The sequence below is a fragment of the Telmatobacter sp. DSM 110680 genome, from assembly GCF_039994875.1.
Taxonomy (GTDB): Bacteria; Acidobacteriota; Terriglobia; order Terriglobales; family Acidobacteriaceae; genus Telmatobacter.
Genome location: NZ_CP121196.1, coordinates 457428 through 478760, shown reverse-complemented (window position 1 = coordinate 478760; position 21333 = coordinate 457428). Strand labels below are relative to the sequence as shown.

General features: G+C 56.9%; 18 protein-coding genes. 11 read left to right on the top strand and 7 right to left on the bottom strand.

Features of this window, described 5'->3' with window-relative positions; translation table 11 throughout:
- Positions 1–178: 178 nt before the first annotated feature.
- The 4 genes from P8935_RS01935 to P8935_RS01920 all read left to right on the top strand — a co-directional run bounded on the left by P8935_RS01935 (position 179) and on the right by P8935_RS01920 (position 4787).
- Entirely contained in the window at positions 179–1201 is a 1023-nt protein-coding gene (locus P8935_RS01935; RefSeq protein WP_348263323.1) for a class I fructose-bisphosphate aldolase, read from the top strand.
- Complete coding sequence (locus P8935_RS01930; RefSeq protein ID WP_348263322.1) at positions 1198–2073, top strand: polyphosphate kinase 2 family protein; 876 nt, start codon at positions 1198–1200, stop codon at positions 2071–2073. The genes P8935_RS01935 and P8935_RS01930 overlap by 4 nt, the downstream gene beginning before the upstream one ends.
- Positions 2074–2163: 90 nt before the next feature.
- Positions 2164–2643, top strand: coding sequence for a (2Fe-2S)-binding protein (locus P8935_RS01925; protein WP_348263321.1), 480 nt, complete (start codon positions 2164–2166; stop codon positions 2641–2643).
- The gene (locus tag P8935_RS01920) at positions 2640–4787 is read left to right on the top strand and encodes a molybdopterin cofactor-binding domain-containing protein (RefSeq protein ID WP_348263320.1); all 2148 of its coding nucleotides are present in this window, start codon (positions 2640–2642) and stop codon (positions 4785–4787) included. Before P8935_RS01925 ends, P8935_RS01920 begins: the two co-directional genes overlap by 4 nt.
- A gap of 24 nt (positions 4788–4811) precedes the next feature.
- On the opposite strand, the gene P8935_RS01915 is transcribed toward P8935_RS01920, so the two are convergent.
- Positions 4812–6038, bottom strand: coding sequence for a zf-HC2 domain-containing protein (locus P8935_RS01915; RefSeq protein WP_348263319.1), 1227 nt, complete (start codon positions 6036–6038; stop codon positions 4812–4814).
- The gene (locus tag P8935_RS01910) at positions 6035–7066 is read right to left on the bottom strand and encodes a sigma-70 family RNA polymerase sigma factor (RefSeq protein WP_348263318.1); all 1032 of its coding nucleotides are present in this window, start codon (positions 7064–7066) and stop codon (positions 6035–6037) included. Before P8935_RS01910 ends, P8935_RS01915 begins: the two co-directional genes overlap by 4 nt.
- Before the next feature lie 76 nt (positions 7067–7142).
- On the opposite strand from P8935_RS01910, the gene P8935_RS01905 reads away from it, so the two are divergent.
- Entirely contained in the window at positions 7143–8393 is a 1251-nt protein-coding gene (locus P8935_RS01905; protein WP_348263317.1) for a DUF6569 family protein, read from the top strand.
- A gap of 74 nt (positions 8394–8467) precedes the next feature.
- Here P8935_RS01905 and P8935_RS01900 read toward each other — a convergent pair whose 3' ends face one another.
- From P8935_RS01900 to P8935_RS01880, 5 genes are all read right to left on the bottom strand, one after another.
- Positions 8468–10201: a hypothetical protein gene (locus P8935_RS01900; protein WP_348263316.1), complete on the bottom strand. Its 1734-nt coding sequence runs from the start codon at positions 10199–10201 to the stop codon at positions 8468–8470.
- A gap of 29 nt (positions 10202–10230) precedes the next feature.
- A complete protein-coding gene (gene nrfD, locus P8935_RS01895) occupies positions 10231–11454 on the bottom strand; it encodes an NrfD/PsrC family molybdoenzyme membrane anchor subunit (RefSeq protein ID WP_348263315.1) in 1224 nt (407 codons plus the stop codon).
- Positions 11454–12185, bottom strand: coding sequence for a 4Fe-4S dicluster domain-containing protein (locus P8935_RS01890; protein WP_348263314.1), 732 nt, complete (start codon positions 12183–12185; stop codon positions 11454–11456). Before P8935_RS01890 ends, nrfD begins: the two co-directional genes overlap by 1 nt.
- On the bottom strand, positions 12182–12688 hold the full coding sequence (locus tag P8935_RS01885) for a multiheme c-type cytochrome (protein WP_348263313.1): 507 nt from the start codon (positions 12686–12688) through the stop codon (positions 12182–12184). The genes P8935_RS01890 and P8935_RS01885 overlap by 4 nt, the downstream gene beginning before the upstream one ends.
- A 228-nt stretch (positions 12689–12916) precedes the next feature.
- Positions 12917–14983, bottom strand: a complete 2067-nt coding sequence (locus P8935_RS01880; protein WP_348263312.1) for a SpoIIE family protein phosphatase — start codon at positions 14981–14983, stop codon at positions 12917–12919.
- Positions 14984–15094: 111 nt separating this feature from the next.
- On the opposite strand from P8935_RS01880, the gene P8935_RS01875 reads away from it, so the two are divergent.
- From P8935_RS01875 to P8935_RS01850, 6 genes are all read left to right on the top strand, one after another.
- The gene (locus P8935_RS01875; protein WP_348265302.1) at positions 15095–16012 is read left to right on the top strand and encodes a bifunctional 5,10-methylenetetrahydrofolate dehydrogenase/5,10-methenyltetrahydrofolate cyclohydrolase; all 918 of its coding nucleotides are present in this window, start codon (positions 15095–15097) and stop codon (positions 16010–16012) included.
- 3 nt (positions 16013–16015) lie between these two features.
- Positions 16016–16711, top strand: a complete 696-nt coding sequence (coaE, locus tag P8935_RS01870; RefSeq protein ID WP_348263311.1) for a dephospho-CoA kinase — start codon at positions 16016–16018, stop codon at positions 16709–16711.
- Positions 16712–16812: 101 nt separating this feature from the next.
- Positions 16813–17967: a trypsin-like peptidase domain-containing protein gene (locus P8935_RS01865; protein ID WP_348263310.1), complete on the top strand. Its 1155-nt coding sequence runs from the start codon at positions 16813–16815 to the stop codon at positions 17965–17967.
- 296 nt (positions 17968–18263) lie between these two features.
- Complete coding sequence (locus P8935_RS01860) at positions 18264–18908, top strand: hypothetical protein (RefSeq protein ID WP_348263309.1); 645 nt, start codon at positions 18264–18266, stop codon at positions 18906–18908.
- Positions 18909–19061: 153 nt separating this feature from the next.
- A complete protein-coding gene (locus tag P8935_RS01855; RefSeq protein ID WP_348263308.1) occupies positions 19062–19535 on the top strand; it encodes a hypothetical protein in 474 nt (157 codons plus the stop codon).
- Between the two features lie 255 nt (positions 19536–19790).
- Positions 19791–21269 carry a cysteine rich repeat-containing protein gene (locus P8935_RS01850; RefSeq protein ID WP_348263307.1) on the top strand — a complete coding sequence of 493 codons (1479 nt, stop codon included), beginning with the start codon at positions 19791–19793 and terminating at the stop codon, positions 21267–21269.
- The last annotated feature ends 64 nt before the right edge of the window (positions 21270–21333 follow it).

The window sequence follows — 21333 nt, the reverse complement described above, 5'->3', positions numbered from 1 at the left end:
TTATTGCTGCGTTCGACTTTTTTGCGGCAAAAGTAAGTCAGCGAAGGAAACAGTTGCACACCTCGTGGATGTCTCAGGCATCTGACGTTATAACTGTACCCAATCAAGCCGGGCGAGGTTACGGGTGGCTTCCGGCGCTTGAAAGACTTTGAGATCAACAGTCGGAAAGGATATTGAGATGGATGCGCATGCGCTGAACAAAACTGCAAAGGCCCTGGTAGCCGGAGACAAAGGTTTGCTTGCCATGGACGAAAGCACGCCGACCGCCAACAAGCGCTTCGTCGCCACCGGCATTGCCCAGACCGAGGAGATGCGGCGCGCCTACCGTGACATGATCGTCAATGCGCCTGGTCTGGGCGACTTTCTGAACGGCGCGATTCTGGTGGACGAGACCATCCGCCAGACGACAAGGGCGGGAATTCCATTCGCCAAAGCGCTCGAAAAGGTTGGCATTATCCCCGGTATCAAGGTGGATGCCGGTGCCAAGGCGATGGCCGCGCATCCGGGCGAGAAGATTACCGAGGGGCTGGACGGCCTTCGCGATCGGCTTGCCGAGTACGTGAAATTGGGAGCGAGGTTTGCGAAGTGGCGCGCCGTCATCACCATCGGCGAAGGAATTCCGAGTCACGGATGCCTCGAAGCCAACGCGTTAATCCTCGCCCAGTACGCTGCACTTTGTCAGGAAGCCGGCATAGTGCCGATTGTCGAACCCGAAGTGCTGATGGATGGCGATCACACTATGGAACGCTGCGCCGAAGTGACCGAGCGGACACAGCATATTCTCTTCGACCAGCTCGTTCGACAGCGTGTTCTGCTCGAAGGCGTGATCCTGAAACCTAATATGGTGGTTCCCGGACTTAAATGTCCGCGCCAGAATACAAACGAAGAAATCGCAGACGCCACGATTAATTGCCTGCTGCGCACCGTGCCCGCTGCCGTGCCGGGAGTCGCGTTTCTCTCCGGTGGTCAGACCGGCGAGCTTGCGTCAGCCCGCCTCAGCGCAATGAATGCGCGGTTCAAGGGACGAATGCCGTGGGGCTTGGCGTTCTCATTCGCACGCGCAATTCAGGAGCCGGCGATGCAGATCTGGCATGGCGAAGACGCCAACGTGCAGGCCGCGCAGAAAGCACTGGTTCATCGAGCCCGGTGCAACGTCGCAGCGCGTCGTGGCGAGTACACTCCGGAAATGGAAAAGCAATGACCGGCAAACACTTCGTCGAAAAATTCCGCATCCAGCCAGGTAAACCTGTTCGCCTCGATGACTTCGATCCGGCATTCAAAGGCAAACACGGCAAGAGTCATGTTCTCCGCAGAACGCAGGAACTCTGCGCGAAGATGGGCGAATTGCAGCAGAAGCTTTTCGCAGAGCGCAAACGTTCGCTGCTGATCTGCCTGCAGGCACTGGACGCGGGCGGTAAAGACGGCGTGATCAAGCATGTGATCGGCTCGATGAATCCCGAGGGATGCGACGTAGCCAATTTCAAAGAGCCCACCCAGGAAGAACTGGCACACGATTTTCTGTGGCGTGTTGAGGCGAAGACACCGAAGCGTGGCGAAGTCGCTATCTTCAATCGCTCGCACTACGAGGATGTGTTGATCGTGCGCGTACACAATCTGGTGCCGAAAGAAGTCTGGTCGAAACGCTACGATGACATCAACAACTTCGAGCGGCTGCACATCGAAAGCGGTACACACATCCTGAAGTTCTTCCTCCACATCAGCAAGGAAGAACAGTTAAAGCGCTTCGAGCAGAGACTCGATGACCCCACTAAGCGCTGGAAGATCAGCGAGTCCGATTACAGCGAACGCGAATACTGGGACGACTATGTGCGGGCTTATGAGGATGCGCTTGCCAAGTGCAACACAAAGGACGCGCCGTGGTTTGTAATCCCCTCGGATCACAAGTGGTTCCGCGACCTTGCGGTGTCGGAGATTATTGTGGCGACATTGGAATCAATGAACATCCAGGTGCCAAAACCTACGGTGAACATTGAAGATATCCGCCGTAAGTACCATTCGGCGGTCAAGAAGGAGAAAGGCGGCAAATCGCGCCGTCACCGCGCCAAAAGCTGACTAACTCGTCTGCCTTACTGGTCAACAACCGTTGCTCATTTGCGCTATCCTTGAGCCCGGATCAGCTTTTGAAGCTGACGGGAGTTTGCGATGGGCGAACTGGTTCTGAACGTCAATGGCAAACCTTACAAAGTGGATGCGCCTGTGGAGGAGACACTGCTCTCCGTGCTGCGCGACCGCCTCAACCTGACTGGCACGAAATATGGTTGTGGCGAAGGTCAGTGCGGCGCCTGCACGGTGCTGATGGATGGGACTGCAACAAGATCCTGTTCAATTCCGGCAGCGGCCGCAGCCGGCACGAAGATCACAACCATTGAGGGTCTCGAGGTGGACGGCACGCTGACTTCCGTGCAGCAGGCGTTTCTCGACGAGGGCGCATTCCAGTGCGGTTACTGCACCTCGGGCATGATCATGAGCGCCACCGCTTTGCTTCGCGATAACCAGGCGCACGACGATGAACAAATTCTAGGTGCGATGAACGGCAATGTTTGCCGCTGTGGAACCTATCCGCGCATTCTCGCAGCAATCAAACGCGCCTCGGGCAAGATGCACGCTGGAGGTGCGCGATGAATCTTCGAGAGCAGCAGTCTATGGAAGACGGAAAGCCCGCAGTCACGAATGTCGGCGAGCTTCGAAGAACTCAATTTGATCGGCGAGATTTCCTCAAAGTGCTCGGTGGCGGAGTGCTGATCTGCCTTGCGCCGTCCAGATCATGGACGCAGGAATCGGGCCGAAGCTTCGGAGGCCACGAGCTTCCAAAGGACATAAGCGCATGGCTGCACATAGATGCCGATGGTCATGTGAAAGTGTTCACTGGCAAAGTTGAAGTGGGCCAGAACATCCGCACCTCGCTCGCGCAAGCCGTTGCGGAGGAATTACGCGTGCACTTCGATTCCATCACCATGGTCATGGGCGACACGGACCTGGTTCCGTGGGATATGGGCACCTTCGGCAGCCGCACCACTCCCACGATGGCTCCGCAGTTGCGCAATATGGCGGTTGCAAGCCGCGAATTGCTGGTGGAGATGGCCGCGAAGCGCTGGAAGACCGATGCTTCAAAGCTGTTCGCCGCAGCGGGAAAAGTAACAACCGCCGATGGATCAAAATCTTTGACCTACGGTGAACTCACGCGGGGCGAGTCGCTGGTGAAGGATGTTGCCGGGGATCCGCCGTTCACGCCCCCCACGGAGTGGAAGATTGCTGGAACGCCGGTTCCCAAAGCGAATGGCCGGGATTTCGTAACTGGTAAACATCAGTTCCCATCGGACATCGTGCGACCAGAAATGATGTTCGGTGTGGTGCTCCGCCCGGAGGGTTTCAATGCCAAGTTACAGTCTCTTGACACCAGTACAGCGGAGAGGATGCAGGGAGTAAAAGTCGTGCGGGATGGCGATTTCACAGGAGTTATCGCAAACGACACGTTCGCTGCCCACAGCGCCTTGGCAGCGATCCATGCAAAGTGGGATGTGCCTGAACAGCCCACCAATCAAGGACTTTTTGCGTACCTCAAAAACAACCCTGAGGGTCAACCGGGACGGCCTGACCACGTGGTCGGATCGGTCGCTGAAGCAATTGCCAGTGCCGATGTGAAGCTCGAAGCTGAGTACACCGTCGAGTACATCGCGCATGCTCCTCTCGAACCGCGAGCCGCGGTGGCGGAGTGGAGCAACGGCAAGCTGACGGTCTGGACCGGAACGCAGCGGCCTTTCGGAGTGCGCGACGAGCTGATGCAGGCGTTTCAACTGCCTGCTGAAAAAGTGCGCGTGATCCACCCCGATATGGGTAGCGGCTATGGCGGCAAGCACACAGGCGAAGCTGCGCTGGAAGCGGCCCGTCTCGCTAGAGCCGCGGGAAAGCCAGTGAAGGTAGTGTGGACGCGGCAAGACGAATTCACGTGGGCTTATTTCCGTCCCGCAGGCCTTATCGAAATCAAAGCCGGCGTGCGCCAGGATGGAACGCTCGTAGCATGGGAGCACCACAATTACAACTCGGGACCGGCAGCAATCGGCACGCCATATGATGTCGCCAATCAGCTGATCCAGTACCACCCATCCAAATCGCCTCTGCGCCAAGGCTCGTATCGAGGCCTGGCGGCGACGGCAAATCACTTTGCGCGCGAGTCGCACATGGATGCGATGGCACACGCCGCGAAGATCGATCCCGTAGCATTTCGTCTGAAAAATGTCAGTAACCCTCGGCTCAAAGCCGTCGTTCAGGCCGCTGCTGAAAAGTTCGGCTGGGCCAACGCGAAGTCCACGCCGGAACGCGGATTCGGCATTGCTTGCGGTACAGACAAAGGCGGATTCGTCGCCACGTGCGCTGAGGTTGCCATCGACCCTGCCTCAAAGCAGGTGAAAATTAGCCGCGTGGTCGAGGCATGGGAGTCGGGTGCAATTGTGAATCCCGACGGATTGCGCAATCAGATGCAGGGTGCGATTGTGCAGGCCATCGGAGGCGCGCTCTTTGAAAGGATTCTCTTCGGCAATGGCAGAATTGAGAACCCTCTGTTTTCAAAGTACCGGGTACCGCGTTTCAGCGACACTCCAAAAGTCGAGATCGTCCTGCTCGATCGCAAGGATCTGCCGTCCGCCGGTGCCGGAGAGACTGGCCTTGTGGGGTTGGCGCCTGCCGTAGGTAATGCAATCTTCGCCGCTACCGGCGTACGCCTCCGCAGCATGCCGATGACACCGGAGAACAACACCATCCGAACATGAGCGCAGGCGTGTTGCAAACTGTGGCTACTTCAAAGGAAGGGTCTGCGCCGTCCAGATTCTTCCGTCGTAACTGAGCCATGTTTGCAGTTTGTCGTTCACTAGCTCAAACCGTAGAATTTGCGGCGCGCGTGAGGCACCGCCCTCAGTTCCCACCGGCCGGGTACGCACCAGCAATGCCCGCCCGGTCCATTGCGATGGAATTGATTGCCAATTCTTGCCACCGTCTTCGCTCAGGAACAGGGCTCCGGCAGTGTCGAGAGCGACGATCCGGCTGGCTTCAGACGCAGTTGCAAGAACTCCCAGCCCACTCGGCAAGATAATCTTCTGTATCGCTTTTTGCTTTGCGGCTGCCGAGGAAAGCGTTCCGTGGTATTCCCCCGTCAGTGGAACGGAGGAAACCCGAGAAGAAGCAGGAGCGGGAGTTGGCAGGACTGCCACCTGATCCGCTTGAACCGAAACGGTCTCTGATGCCGCTCCTAGAGCTGCAGCCCTCGGCGCTACAACCTTGTCAGTGGGAACGTTCTGCGCCTTCATCATGGAGTTTTGTAGTGCGAGGTTTTGCTGCGCCATACTCTGCTGCTGGAATTGGTTCACTGCTGCCGGGCCACCGGTCGGTGAAGCTTTCGCGCGTGCTGACAGCATCTCTTGCATTGATCCGCCTGACACCCCTGGAGGCAACGGCGCGGCTCCAGCCAGGGCGGCATAGCCTTTCTGCTCAACGGCCTTCTTCTCATCGAGTCGCTTCGTTTCCTCCTTACCTGCTTGACGTACAGGTTCATCGCGCCTGGTCAGTGGCTTGGCAGACTCCACGACTTCCGCATTCAGAGTTGCAGAGTTTGTCGTTGCAGCGGTCTTTGCGGGAGGAGCGATACTCGAGGGCACCGTCTTCTGCAAAGCGTCGGCCGGGGTTTTGTTAACGGCCATCTGCGTTGATTCCGCAGGGTGGCGGAAGTGCTGAAGCACTGCTAACCCCATGAATGTCGCGAGCGCAGCAACCGGAATCCAGGTCCATCGCCAAGCGTCGAACCATCGGGCTCGACGTGCCGTTGGCGCCTTCTTCGAAGTGGGAACTACTTCCGATTGATCTTCTTCGAGCGCTCTTTGCGCAAGAAACACAACTTCGCGGCAGCGGCTGCACGTGGCCATGTGCGCCAGAATCTGATCACGTTCGGGCGCTGGCAGTAACTGCTCTGCGAACGCCGTCAGACTCTCAGCATCGGGATGCATTCCGGATTGGATGGTCGGGTTCATCCTATGGTCTTGGCCCTGTCTGAGAGCGAATCGCTCGTGGAGGTTTCCTGGGTGCTTGTCGAATTTGTGATCGTCTCTACTGTGATCGATTCGGCATCAGAACTTTGCAGTAGTTTTCTCAGATTCATTCTCAAATCCAAATCGCGGGGATCCGTTCCGAGCGCTTCTTCCGCTTCCTTGCGCTTCATTCCGCCTTTCTCAAGATTGCGCAACAGTTGCTTGCGAACCATTTCCGTTGCGCGCTTGAGCCTGCGGCTTATAGTCGCCTCGTGCACGTGCAGCACATGGCCGATCTCCGCCAGCGTTTTATCGTCAACATAATAAGCTGCAAGCAGAAACCGCTCCTCGGATGGCTGGCCCAGGAGGGCCGCTTGCACAGCCTGCCGTAGCGAAGCGAGAACTTCCGGCTCAGGATCGAGCATGGGGCTTGGCGCTGCCGAATCATGCAGTTGATCATCGAGAGCCTGTTCGCGGTAAGTACGCCGGTAGTGATCGACAAAGCGCTGGGCCAGCGTGGTTCGCAGCCATCCCAGCAGCGAACCGCGTCCTCGGTAGGAATCAAGCGGGCAGCGGCGCTCTCCGTCGCGTACATTCAGTCCGTAAAGTTCCGCATAGAATGAGTCAGCAAGGTCGCGCCCTACGGTTTCACTTCCGCTGATCGCAATGGCCGCGCGCGTCAAGGGCTGCCCATAGACCGCCATAAAGTGCCCCCATGCGCGCTCATTTCCAGCGGCACAAGCTTTCGCCAGCACCAGGTCGGCAAGCTTCAGTGTCTGGAAGAACGTCGCCTGCTGCGCGTGAATGGCGATCGTCCCTGGACTTAGGCCGAAGTTCTGCGTCACCGCTGCAAGCACCACAATGCGATCAAACTCATCGCGTTGCAGTCCCCACGTGCCCGCATCCGACTCAAGCCAGAGCCGATCAAGCAGACCCCGATCAAGGGCGCGAGGCGCAGACGAATTCCCGTCTGCGAGTGAGTCTTCCACGGGCTCGATCGGCGCTCGGTCCACGATTCGAAGATACGCCAAAAAAACTCTGCAAGAAACCTTCGAGGGCTCGTTCCAGGATAGGAACCGGTCCGACTGAAACCGGCGGAGGCTTCGCATGAGTAATCGAATCAGGTCAAGATTCTTCGGATCCATGCTTCTGGTTGCAGCTCTTATCGCGAGTTTTGCATTTCACCACACAGCTCAAGTCCGCGCCGCCGGCGGACCGGTAGAATCCGTTCGAGGCTCGTATCGCGTCCTGGCGCCCATTGCGAGCGGGAATCTGCTTCTCTTCCCGATCGTCCAATCGGGAAAAATGCCTGCGTCGCCCTTCCTCACCCTTGATGAGGGCATCAAGAGCGGACAGGTGGAGGTAACCGAAGCAGGCAAGGTTCGCGGCCTCGTCCGCCCTCGTCCGGCACAAGGCAGATTGAATGATGGCGTGCCGCGGCCCTTTCCAAATCCTCAGTTGCCGCAATATCGCGGAGACCAGGTGAACACCTTGGTGCTGGTAAACAACTCTGACAAGCCACTGTTGCTCCTGGCGGGTGAAATCGTCACGGGCGGCAAGCAGGATCGCGTAATTGCCAAAGACCGTATCGTGCCTGCGGGCAGTGATCCGATCGACCTCGGCGTCTTCTGCATCGAACCCGGACGCTGGACTGAAGACACCGCGACTTTTCGCGCATCCGCCAAATCGTCCACGCTGAGCATGATGGTTCAACCCACGGTGCGCGCGAAAGCCATGGTTGCGAAAGACCAGCAGGAGGTTTGGAATTCGGTGCACGGGATGATTGCTGGAGCGCTAGCCGCTCCTGCGCCAGTGTCTTCGGGCGTTGCTGTTGCAGGGCCACGAGTTGCCGACCCAGCGAGCCTGGGAACCACCAGCTATGCCCGTGCCATGCAGAGCGCTGGCGTGAGCGAGAAGGTGGATGAGGCAGCCGCTCCGCTTATCAAATCACGTGCAGACGTGCTGGAGAAACTCCGCCAGGAGCACGCGATCGGAGTCGTCGTTGCCGTCCGAGGCGAGATCGTATGGGCCGACATTTTTGCCGACACCGATTTGTTGACGAGCTATTGGACGAAGCTGGTGCGATCGTATGCGGCAGAGGCCTTGCAGAGCGGCGGAAGCCATGCCTCACCAACTGTGGTGGACGCGCAGCGTTTTCTCGATGCCCCGGCTGGAGGTACCGAAACCAGCATTGGCGATGTGGGCGTCTATCGCTACAGTGAACTTCACTCAGGGGGAACGGAGACGTTTGTGCTCGAAGCACTATTGCCCGGAACGGACTATGACGTGCATATCAGCAAAGTCAAAGTGCGCGGAGAAGCGCAGGCCGCAAATTGGCTACGTCATCGCCTAGATTAGCGTGCGGCGAGCTACGAGATGAGTCGGCTCGGGAGAATGACTACGCAGCCAGCGGCCGATTACTGCGGTTAGTCTCAGCTTCCGACAGGTACAGCGGTCTTCCCATTTGCTGCGGCGTGGGACATAGCTCCCCGCCGTACCAGGCGCGGCACTGCAATCAGCGTAAGCGCGAACAGGAAGATCGATGCTGCAATGAACTCCATATGTCCATGGCGCAGATCCTCGAACACCAGCTTGGCCGCGATAAATGCCAGCGCGACATAGGCCAGCCGCGTCATCGCCAACCGCCCCCAACGCGACCCGGCGTATGCAAGGCCAAGCGACATGGCGGAAATGGCAAGCGTGCGAAGGAATGCAATGTGATGCGGATTCAACGCGGTCGCGAAGTTTGCCAGGATCAGAACGCCTTGTACCAAGAGCGCAGAGATCGTGGATGCCGCAAGGAACGCAGGCACAAAATGCAGCACTCGCGCCGCCCATCCGTCAGAGCTGGTGTCGCTTCCGATTGCATATGCCGCGACAGCGCAGATGGCTATCACCCAGACTGCCAGCGAAGGTCTTCCTTCAAGTGAGGATGCAAGAGCACTGAAAACATGCTGCGGCACTCCCGAAAGAATTGCGGCGGTGCAGAGAAACAATGCCCCATGTAATGCAGGACTTTTGGAATTCGTTCTCACCGCGACGAGATAAGCCGCCGACCCAGCGATTGCGAGCATGATGGCTGCGCCCGCAAGCGGCAGCATCCACATCGCACCTGCAATTAGCAAAGCTGCCGCCCACGCACCAATGATGAGGTAGTTTCGTGTGGAAGCTAGTGCCCGGAGATATTGGAAACTTGCAAAATAGGCTCCCGCAGACATGATTGCGCAAACGATGCCCAGCTCGGTCGTCGCCTTCGGTGCAAACAAGAGGACGCTTGAGATCGCGAGCCCGAAGGCGATCATCACTTGGATAATCTCCACGACGCGGACGGCTATGCCTTGCACAATTGTGCGCACGCAGACGCTGGTCGCGCTGATTGCAAACAGCACGCAACCCGGCAATACCAGCGAGGCGATGCTCAACTCGGGGTATTCAGCACGAGCATTTTGCGGACCGCTGTAGATAAAAATCGCTCCCCAGATCGCCGCGTCGGTCGCAAGCGCAATCAGAGTCCACGCCGTTTGCGGGTGCTCCACCGTCCTTGCATACTCAATCACGATCAGAGCAACTAAGAGCGCAAACAGGAATGGCAATATCGCGTGAGTTGCAAGAGCGAGAGCAATCGCGGTGATGCAGCCGACGCATTGCGCAATCCAGGCGGAGGCGGCAAGACCATCGTGTGCGCCAAGGACAGTGGCGAGTGTGATGAAGCCGGTCAGAACAACGGCGGTTGCCGTCGGCGTAAGAACGTGAAAATGTAACGTGATCTCCCACAACATCGGCGCCAGGATCGCGGCGGAAGTGCCGGTATAAATCAGCGGCACAAACTTGGAACCCTTGGAAAACGTCGCGGCCCAGACCAGCCACGCTAAAGCATAGACGATCGCTGCTGCTGCAACAGCGAGCCTCGGCACGAATCCAGTCTCTGCAATCGCGCGCAGAACGTAAGCGCCGGCGATGCCCAGCAACGCACGACCAAGAACTGGAAATACATTTGCGGTTTGAAGAGGCGCATCTTCAATGCCGGGGGAGATCGCCGTCGGCACTGCTGCCGGCTTCGACATCAGCGATCTATCTTCAGTCGTGTGCTCGAGTGCATGGACGCGCTTTTCAAGCTCGTCCATGCGACTAGCCAACAATTCCAGAGACCCGGGAGATTCGTTCATATCTCACCCGATCGGCATCGGTAGCACGATCAATCGCCCGTAGCAGCGGCCTGGGGCGCATGCTCGTTAATCCACGGCGGCAAAAGCTTCACCAGGGCCCACAAAATGAATAGCGGCAGGATCGACAATGCCACTGCCACAATCGAGCCTTCACGCGTCACCAACGCCATCTTGTAGGTGGTGTAACCGAGGAAGCTCTTGGAAAACAACTGGCCGCCGATAACCACATTCCAGCGCATTGCGAAAATCCCCATAAGCGCCAGGCATCCCGATGTTACGTACATCCGTTTGCGAACCTGTTCGGGTAGCTTGACCACCTGCGTAATAAACAACAGCACGAGTGGAGTTACGGTCCCAAGCATGATCTGGACAACGATGTGCGAAAAATAGAGCTTGGTGTGGACCATGAAATTGAGGCTGCGGAAAGATTCGTCTGCCTCATAGACACGATGAATCAGGTCGAGCATCTCCAGGCTGAAATCAATAGTGAAGATATAGAACAGATACATGGCGATCGTGTCGACGCAGCGAATATCAATGGGTTCTTTGCGCAGTTTCGTCACAGCCATGTAGATCAGCATCACACCGGCAATACCCGAGACCATTGCCGAGAAGATGAACACCACCGGCATCAAAGGCGACGACCACCATGGATTGGCCTTGATCGATCCAAAGATGAATCCGACATATCCATGCAGCAGAAATGCCGACGGAATACCAATCAGCGTGACGATCCAGCCAACTTTTTCATCGATGTGCAAAGACCGTGGACTGATGTTGTAGGATCCCAGTGTCATCACCTTATAAATCAGCCGTAACAATCCCTTGCTTGAGCGCGCCAACAGCACGATGTCGCGCCGGTAATCGAGCCAAATCTCGAATACTAGCACTGCCATCAAGTACCACAAGTACACATAACCGAACATCGCCATCGCTGAAGTACTGTGCGGGGTGAAGTACATCTCCGGCGACCGCTCTGGGTGGCCGAGGTGCAGCTGCAACGGCAACGGCGCGACAATTAGAAACGAAAGCGCGGTTAAAAGTGCAAGACGATATGTAGGCTTCACGGCTTCGACGTGAAACACACGCTCCAGCGAAGCCAGGATGAAAGCGCCCGCCACCAGTCCCGTAATGAATGGATACAAAACAATCAATACGCTCCACTGCAGCCCAACTTCGTTGGGATACATGAAGCCTTCAACGCCGCTCATAATCTTTCCCTGCTCCTGCAGAAACATCGCGAGATAGCACATTAGCGCACCGACCCATCCAGCCCGTTGTAAAAGGCTTTCGCACCTGTCGCCATTTGCGGCTTCAGCACCTGGACGCTGTGCGTTTTAAGAAACTCGTGAATTGGATCTTTCGGATTCTTCAGATCAACAAGCTGACGCGCGCCGGTCGGGCAGTTTTCAGCGCAAGCAGTCGTGAGACCTTTCGTGATGCGGTGGTAACAGAGCGTGCACTTGTCCGCGACCTTCTTCTCCGGATGAATGTAGCGGCATCCGTAAGGACAAGCCTGTACGCAGTATGCGCACCCAAGGCAATACTTCTGATCGATCAGCACCACGCCATCAGGAGTTACAAACGTCGCTCCGACGGGACAAACCTGCGTGCACGGTGAATCAGAGCAGTGGTTGCACATCTTCGGCACAAAGAAATACTTCTCGGCGTCCTCTTTGGCAACCGGAAATCCCTCTTTGCCGCCATCCGGCGAAATGACCTCAGGGTTCGTCATGTTCTCGTCGGTAACGTGGTAGCGCTCGACCCATGTGCGGAAGTATCCGTCGGGAACATCGTTCTCGGCCGCACATGCGCGAACGCAATTGCCACACCCGATGCACTTGGGAACATCGATCAACATGCCCCACCAGTGGTCCGATTTGTTGTAGTTCTCAGCCTGTTCCGGTGTTCCCGCCAGCACTGCCTTCCAGGCAATGGCGGCCGCCGGCATCAGGACCAGAAAATGACGTCGTGACAGATTCATTTCGCACCTCCTGCCGCTGGCGCAACCGCGGACGGCACCGCTGATCCGTCGATCGCCGGACTATGCGGCTGATGGCAGGTTTCGCATGGAACGCCGTTGGAGTGATCCGCCGGATCGACCTGAGGAAAGTCCTTGGGCTTTGCGGCACTCGCCGTATGGCATCGCGCGCACAGCACTGCAGTATCTGGTTTCACTGGCGTTACGGAAGAAGGATCATCCGCGTGTTTCGCCAGCGGCCCGTGGCATGCTTCGCAGTTCACATGGGCATGTTTGCCCTTGCTCTTCACGTCGAGGACATCGCTGTGGCATGTCTCGCACGTCTGGTGGCCAGCGAACTTTACCGGACGGGCCGCAATCTCGCTGATGGCCGCGCCACGATAGTGTCCATACTGCCCAAAGCTCGGTGGAACCACGTAATGTCGAACGATAAGAAAGATGATGAAAGCGAGAACGAAGAGTCCCGCGAATCGGAATAGATGTCCTGCATCTTTGAAGACACTCATTGCAGCCGAATCTCCTGACCTGCCAGTGCGAGACCAAACGGCGTCTCTTGTGATCTAGATCATGTTCGACATTGAGAGTGGAGGGATGAATGTACGACTGTATGTGAGGAAAATCACGAACGACTGTGACGGCCACCGCAATAGCGGTTCAAACCGCACAACCGCAAGAGCCTATCTTTTCCTCAATTTAGCTATCCAAAATCCCGAATTTACTATTTGTGAGGCAAGTCACGACTGCAACGAAGGCGCGAGATGGATCGCGAGCGACTCTTCGCCCGCCGTAAGGCGCGTCAGCGTCAACACGGTAATATCGTCGTCCTGTCCAAAGTTGACTGCCGCCTGCGTGGCGGTTTCCGCATTGGTTGGAGACGAGAACAGGTGGTCGAGGCGCGCAAATCCGTACAACTCGCCGGTGCGGTTGCGTGCTTCGAGCAAGCCATCGGTATAGAGGGCAAAGTGGTCGCCGGGCCGTGTGGCGAACTCGCGTTCCATATAAGCGGTGCTCTGTGAAACGCCCAGAGGCAGCGCGCCGGGAATCTCGATTTCAGTCTTGTTAAGGTAGGGCGCAGGATGACCCGCGCTGGCGACCGTGCATGTGCTGTTGGGTTTCAATAGCAGAATCAGGCAGGTGGCAAATCCCCCCTGCAGGCGCCCAAAAAGCCGCCTGTTGAGTTGTGTCAGCAAATGTGCAGGAGAGGGATAGTCGTCGGCTAGCGCACGCAAGGCCCCCACGATCAGCGAAACCGCCATTGCCGCACGCAACCCCTTGCCGCTTACATCGCCGAGAATGACAAGCGTTGAACCGCCCTCGATCGGAATAATCTGAAAGAAATCGCCGCCCACCTGCTGCGCCGGCCGATAGGCGCTGGTTACGGTGAAGCCAGGCACTACGGGAAGCGTTTCCGGAATTAGCACCTGCTGCAGCTCGGCAGCATTTTTGAACTCCTGCTCTAGCGCCGCCTGCTGCTTGCGATTCTCAATTGAGAAGCGATAAACAGCATAGACAATCGAAATCAGCAGCAGAATGTTGGCAAGCTGGCGCGAGCCGATGGGATTGCCGTTGATCGTGAACAGGGGCGCTGCCAGCTTGTCGCCCAGTGTCCAATGAGTGAAACGCACGAACTGAGTGGCGCCGTTCCGCACAACGAAGATCATCTCCGTGATGAATGCTGCCGCCGCAACGGCCCAGCGTGCCGGGTCAAGCCGCTTGCGCTGCACTAGCGCAGCGATTACCAGCACAATCGGAAACGTCTCCAGCGGTGTGAAGATGCAGGTCAAGACCGCGTCGGCAAGCTGCATCTGCCTTGCCCATTGGGAGCCCCACCAAAACGTGATAACTCCATCCAGCCCAAATGCGATCACAAAGGCGAAGATCCACAGCCTGGCCAGGTGAACAATCCGCTTGCTGTTTTCCAGATCCAGCAGCAGCAGCACCAGGATCCACAAGCAGATGTCCTGCAACATAAGCACCGGCTGCAGCATTCCGAGCGCAAATACGTACGGGAATGGGATGCGCATCTGGCTCAGAACCTGTCCTGCAATCGGCATCAAAGCGTAGCCGGCCATGGCGAGAAGCACCCATTGCTTTCGATCGCGGAACCAGCCCAGCAGGCTTAAAAGCGCCACCAGCGCATACAACGAGTCAAGGCCGAACGTGAACTGCTGACCTCGCAGCCATTTGTAATCGTTCTGCGCTTTGCGGTTCGCGATTGCCTCCGGGCTGCCGAGATAAGGCATGCCCTCAAACCCACCCAGCGTTCCCGCATCATTTGAGGCGAGCACCGACTTCCAAACACGGATGGCCAGCACGCCCGACACAATGTGTCCGAGCCCGTATGTCTGAGGTGGCTGGCTGATATACCAAGTTGGATCTGGCGGCAGCTTACCATTCTTTCCGATGAGCTGGCCGTTCCAATAGAGTTCGTAGGCGTCGTCGATCTGCGGAATTAGTAGGGCCAGGTCCTTCGAGGTCCCCGTCGTTGGATCGATGGTGAGGTGATACCTGTACCAGGCATATCCAGTGAACGCGTAAAAGCCCTGCGAGCCCCACGTATCGTCTGCCGTTATACGGGTCCATTGCGAATCGTCAAGCGACGGAGAAGCCCAGGATGGGTCGTCTCCCGTATGGAAAGCCCATGCGCCTTCCAGCGGAATAGCGTCCTTGCCGAGACCTTCAATGGTATGGGCTAGCGGCGAGACAGGCGGGGGCAGCTCAGCGGCGCTCGCCAATGCGGCTACAGAGCCAAGGCAGATAAAGATCCAAAGGATGGGGAAAAGCGACCTGCTGGGACGCATGGCGCCAGAATACTCCGGCAGAGATATTGAAAGTAAAGAGGATTCTTGAGGATGCACCATACTCCCAAGCCCTCCGTGGCTACCCAAAGCGATACGATTGTATGGGAGAGAATGATGGCAAAAGTGCTCGATGGGGCGGCAATTGCAGCGGCGATCAAGCAGGAAGTAGCAGAGGAAGTGCGCCTGCTTGCGGCACAGGGAATTCGTCCGGGCCTGGCTGCGGTGCTGGTGGGACATGTGCCGGCGTCGGAGATCTACGTCCGCAGCAAGGTGCAGACCTGCGCGGAACTTGGCTTCTTCAGCGAATTGATAACGCCGCCCGACACAGTTACGACCGAAGAGATGCTGGACCTTGTTCATGCGCTGAACGACCGCGACGATATCGACGGCATCCTGATCCAGCTTCCATTGCCAAAGCAAGTTGACACCAAAGCTCTACTTGATTCCGTGCTGCCGGCAAAGGATGTGGATGGCTTTCATCCAGTAAATGCCGGCAAGCTGCAGGCGGGTCGTCCAGCTCTGGCCCCGTGTACACCGGCGGGTGTAATCGAGATTCTCAAGCGCAGCAATCTGCCCATCAGCGGACAGCACGCGGTGGTTGTCGGTCGCAGCGACATTGTAGGCAAGCCTGTGGCTATGCTGTTACTGCACGAGAACGCCACGGTCACAATCTGCCACTCGAAGACGCGCGATCTCGGAGCGGTCACGCGGGAAGCGGACATTCTGGTCGCGGCCATCGGCAGGCCGGGGTTCATTACCCCGGAGATGGTAAAGCCCGGCGCCACCATTATTGATGTCGGGATCAATCGCATTACGACGGTTGACGATTTCGACCGCTTCTTTGCTGGAGATGCCAAGCGCCAGGCTACCTTCGCAAAACGCGGATCGACGATTGTGGGTGACGTGCACCCCAAGGCGTTCGAACTCGCCGGAGCCTACACACCGGTTCCGGGTGGAGTGGGACCGCTGACCATAGCAATGCTGATGTCCAACACCGTTCGCGCTGCCAAAATGCGGAGAGGCCTGTAGCCGATGCTGCGTGTTGGACTCACCGGAGGACTGGGCAGCGGCAAGAGCACGGTGGCGCACATGCTTCACGAGCTGGGCGCCGAGGTGATCGAGTCCGACGAGCTGGGCCGCGCGCTGATGGAGCCGGGACAGGAGGCCTTCACAGCAATCGTCCGCGCCTTCGGCCAGGAAGTTCTGATGCCTGACGGTCGTCTGAATCGCGCGCGACTCGCCGAAATGGCTTTCAAAGGTGGACGCGTCAAGGAGTTAAACGCCATCATCCACCCGGCGGTGATCGAGGCGCAGCGGCGATGGATGGAACAGGTTTTTGCGCGCGATCCGGCGGCAGTCGCCGTAGTGGTTTCGGCGCTCATCTTCGAAGTAGAACGCGATGCGCGGGAAAGTGGAGAGGCAAACGGAGTGTTCACTGAGTTGCGCAAGCGCATCGATCGCGTTGTCCTGGTGATTGCGCCTGACGATGCCAAAATCGCTCGCTACGTGGATCGAACGATCCCGGCAGGGACGAACCGCGACAACGCGGAGGCCGATGCCCGCTCCCGGCTGGCGCACCAGATTCCAGACAGCGAAAAGGCTCCTCGCGCCGACTACCTGCTTGAAAACACCGGCGATATCGATGCGCTTCGAACCCAGGTGAGGGAACTGTGGCCGCGGCTGAAGCAGGAGAGCAACTTAAACGTCAATCCGCGGTCATTAAAATAGAAAGAGCACTGAGGCTTCTGCCGACACGAAGTTTCTTTGCATGGAACCGGACCGCGTCGGCATCGTAATTGTATGGAAAGGTCGCAAGGTTTAAGAGAGCTATGAAACTGCGCCAGTTCGTTTTGGTCCTTATCTTGGTGGGTGGATTCTGGTTTGTCACCACCCACTTCCCGAAAGGGTTAAACCCGCTGACACTGACGAGCGCGGGGAGCACGACCTCGCCGTTGGAACTGACGGAGGCCGAGGCTGCGCCAGCATTCGACGCAGAGGAACAGAACAATATCTCCGTCTACAGGCGCGTACTGCCCTCGGTGGTGAACATCACGTCGCGAGCCGTGGTCTTCAACTTCTTTTATGGAAAGGTTCCGCAGGAAGGGCAGGGTTCCGGCTTCGTTCTCGACAAGGCCGGACACGTGCTCACCAATTACCACGTAATCGAGGGTGCCAACCAGGGCGTTGAAGTGAAACTAAGCAACAAGCGAACTTACAAGGCCACCGTTATCGGAAGCGACCGGGTGCATGACCTCGCTTTGCTGAAGATCGACGCGCCCGATCTGCAGCCCGTAGTGCTGGCGGATTCGAGCCAGATTGCAGTAGGCGAAAAGGTGTACGCCATCGGCAATCCTTTTGGCCTCAGCGGCACAATGACGCAGGGCATCATCAGCTCCATCCGTTCAATTCGCAATGGCGACAATGCACCGATTGAAGACGCAATTCAAACGGATGCGGCAATCAATCCTGGCAACTCCGGCGGTCCGCTGCTGAATTCACGCGGCGAAGTGATCGGCATCAACACCATGATTGCGTCGAACGGCGCGGAGCAGAGCTCGGGCATCGGATTTGCGATTCCCATCAACACGGCCAAGGCCGTGCTGTCGGATCTGACGCGTTACGGGCAGGTGCGGCGTCCTTCGCTGGGCATCGTGTCATACGCAATAGGCCCTGATCTCGCTGAGCAGATGGGATTGGCTGCCGACTATGGCGTGTTGATCCAGAAGGTAGTACAGGGCGGCGCTGCGGATCGGGCAGGGTTGCGCGGTGGCAACGAGCAAGCCTACGTCGGCAACCAGCCAGTGATGCTCGGCGGCGACTTGATTGTGGCGATTGATGGACAGCAGATCACCGATCCACAGGACATCAGCATAGTGATGGACAAGCACCAGGCTGGCGACACGGTGAACGTGACCGTGATGCGTGGTCGGCGGCAGATGACGGTGAAGGTCGTTCTCGGCGAAGCAAGGTCGGTGAATACATAGGAATTTGAATATCAAGTAGAAAGGCCGCTTCGAGGTTCGAGGCGGCCTTTTTTCTGCGTGGCCAAGACTATGCGGAATCGAATGAAAGAGATTTCGAGTTTGGCGCGCAGTGGGTCGATACTGAAAGGTAACTTCCGAGTTGACCACTACCCGACCGGAATCGCGATTCTCGGCAGGTTGGGTGATATCCTTTTCAATCTTCAACCGACATTGAAGTTGTTTGTTCTGGCGGGGAATACTCGATGCACAACTATAGAGTTGCAGCGTGTGCGAGAGTTGCAGCGTGTGCGCTTGTCGTGGGCACGGTTCTAGATATGGCTGCTTGTAAGTCGAAACCCCATGCAGCCTTGTCCGAGCAGAAGTCAAGCCAAGCGCATAGCGTCAATTCAAAGGCGCCTGATTCGCCTGACGAGAAATCCTGCCGGGTGCTTGCACAGAGATTTTACGATTGCCGAGTCTCTCTCAATGTCGATATGTTTTGTTCCAATTCGCTCAAAGGTAGCCGCGCGAGTGAGGAGGCAATTAAAGCTCAAGAGGAGGAATGCAGAATTGCTTCCCTGTATCGTAACGCTGAAAAACTGAATCTCAATAAGGTTCTGAGCCAGAAGCTTCTGCATTACCAGCAACGAGAAGATGCTGTGCAGGCAAAAGACCCGGAGGATCCGGGGTTGGATTTTGATCCATACTTAAATACGCAAGATCCAAGTCCAAGGTTCGTTGTCGACGACGTTCGCGTCGACGGCAACCGCTGTGATGCGATTGTTCACGGATACGATGAGGGCAAGCAGCGAGAAGAAGTGATGCCAGAACTATCTAAAGCTGGCAATAGCTGGGTCATCGAAAACTTTCATTACAAGATTGACTACAACGATGGAAAACCACCCCAGAATGATGACCTGATTCACATGATCAGAGAGTATATCCGCGAAGTAAAACAATAGGCTCGATGCTGGCAATTGGGGGTTGCGGTTGTGTCACCGTCTACTCGGAAGTAGCCCCAAATCAGGATTACTTCCGGATTGTCCACCACTCGCTCAGAACCGATCCAATGCACCTTAGAATAACGCGATGGAAGCTCTCAAGATCGTTGCCATGTGCCCCATTGCTGGCGCTGTTACGGAGTGGTGCACGATCAGGTGACGGCTCGCGTTTGCGTCGAATACTTTACCGTCTATCATCCAGACGTATTTCATACCCAATCACCAACACTTCTGGCTCTTGGTTGGGGCGTTCTCGCAACGTGGTGGGTATGCCTTCTTCTGGGAGTTCTGCTCGCAATCTCGGCGCGAGCGGGATCAACACCGAAAGCCTCCGTGGCAGACCTCGCTCCTAAAGTTCTCCGGCTCCTGATCATTATGGCTTTGTGCTCTCTTGCAGCGGGGATCAGCGGTTACTTTCTGCAAGGCTTCGGAATGGAGTACTACGCGACTGGCATTCCAAAACGAATCCGGCCCAACTTCTATGCAGACCTCTGGGCACACAACATGTCGTACCTGAGTGGCTTCATCGGCGGGCTAGTTCTTTGCGTAATCGTCTGGCGCGGTCGCGTTCGAGAAGCACTTCCTTAGTGGCCTTTCTTGCGTTCTGGGCGGGTCACCGTCGATCCGGACAGAACTCCAAAACCAGGTAATGTCCGGATTGTCCACCTCTATGTAAGTCAACTCAACCAAAACGCACAGGTGTCCGTGGCGCGCTCAATGAACATCCTCAATATGTTTTTCGAGGAGCGATGCACTCAATTGAAGCGATCTCATTGACCTGTCTGGTAGACTTTCGAGCAATTCGGCACGCGATTTCTCGATCGCCACCTTAGCGAGGTGTTCATGAGACGTTTGATTCTAGTGGTCATTGTCTGCGCCGTTGCGGCGCAATCGGGGATGGCACAAGATCAGCTTGCGGCGATTCGTGCCGCCTGCGCAGCGGATGCACAGAAGCTGTGCGCCGATGTGCCGTCAGGCGGAGGACGAATCATCGCCTGCCTCAAAGAGCACAAGGACTCACTGTCCGATAAGTGCAAAAAGGCCGCCGGGCTGCCGGTAGGCCCGAGTAATAGTTCTGCGCCGAGTGCCTCCAGCGCAGCGGCCGCTTCGGAAACCCCGGCTCTTGTGGTCCCGACCGCCTCGCCCAGTGCCGCCGGCCCTGTGGCGACTCCCGCGGCGAGGTCGTCCCACAGCGCCGGTGCCGTGACAAAGGCTGCGGCTGCGACAGATTCGGCCTCCGGCTCCTACCTGCGTATGAAGCAAGTCCAAATCATCGCCCCCGTCGTCGATCCAAAACTAGGCAATGGCAAGGACCCGGTGAACTTGCCAGTGCTGGATCTGTTGATTCCTTCCACGTGGGACTTCAAGAGCAACGTAGAATTCAATACCAAATCGGGATGTATTTCCGACCTTTTTTCGGTGGCCTGGGAGGCCAAAAGTGCGGACGGTTCCATCGACGTCCAAGGCGCCCCCGATTTGAGTTGGCAATTCGCGGATGATCCCGCAGCGTTGCACAATCTGACAGATCCCAGCCGACGCCAGATCAACGCTCAGGGCAAGCCGTGCCCAGTGTGGAAGCCCATGAAGGCTGAAGAGTATTTTCGCCAAAAGGTGTTTACCTTTTTTCCAAACGGCAGTACCGTGGTCTCGGTTGAGCCGTTTCCTGAACTCAACCAGATGGCCCGAAGGCAATTGGGGTTACCGCCGGATGATGGCGGCAACGCGGGCGACAGTCGAACCGAGGCCATTCGCGCACGCGTCGAATTCCAGAAAGACGGCAAAGAGATGGAGGATTGGGTGGCACTCGTCGTCTTAACCCGGACTTTTCGTCAGGGTCGAGGCGCCTTTTACGATTGCCATGCGATCGACGTCATAGGCTTGAGTGCGCCGAAAGGTAAACTCGATGCCAATGACAAATTGTTCAAAGTAATGATCAGTTCCCTACGGCCGGAGGCGAAATGGCAGGCCTATTCGAACGGAGTGCTTGCCTGGCGTTACCAGGTAGAAGCGAAAAAAGAAGCCCAGATCGACGCGATCATTGCCAATTTTCAAAACCAGGTTGCACAGACCCTCAGTGAAGTCACAGCCAATCAACAACGTGGTTCCTTAAACGCTGCTTTTGGAGCGGACCAAGGTATTCGGGGTGTGCAGACGTTCCGCAATCCTACGACCGGCGCCACCATGGAGCTTAGCAACCAATACAATCACGCATGGTTGAACGGATCAAACGAATACATCATGAGCGATGACCCGAACTTCAATCCTAACGGGCAACTCTCGGGAGACTGGAACCAACTGCAGGCAGTGCGGCCACAGCCCTAGCCGTTTGAGCAAGCTTTAGACGAAGCATGTTCCCACACTGTGTGCGCAATCAGAGGCTCCTTGC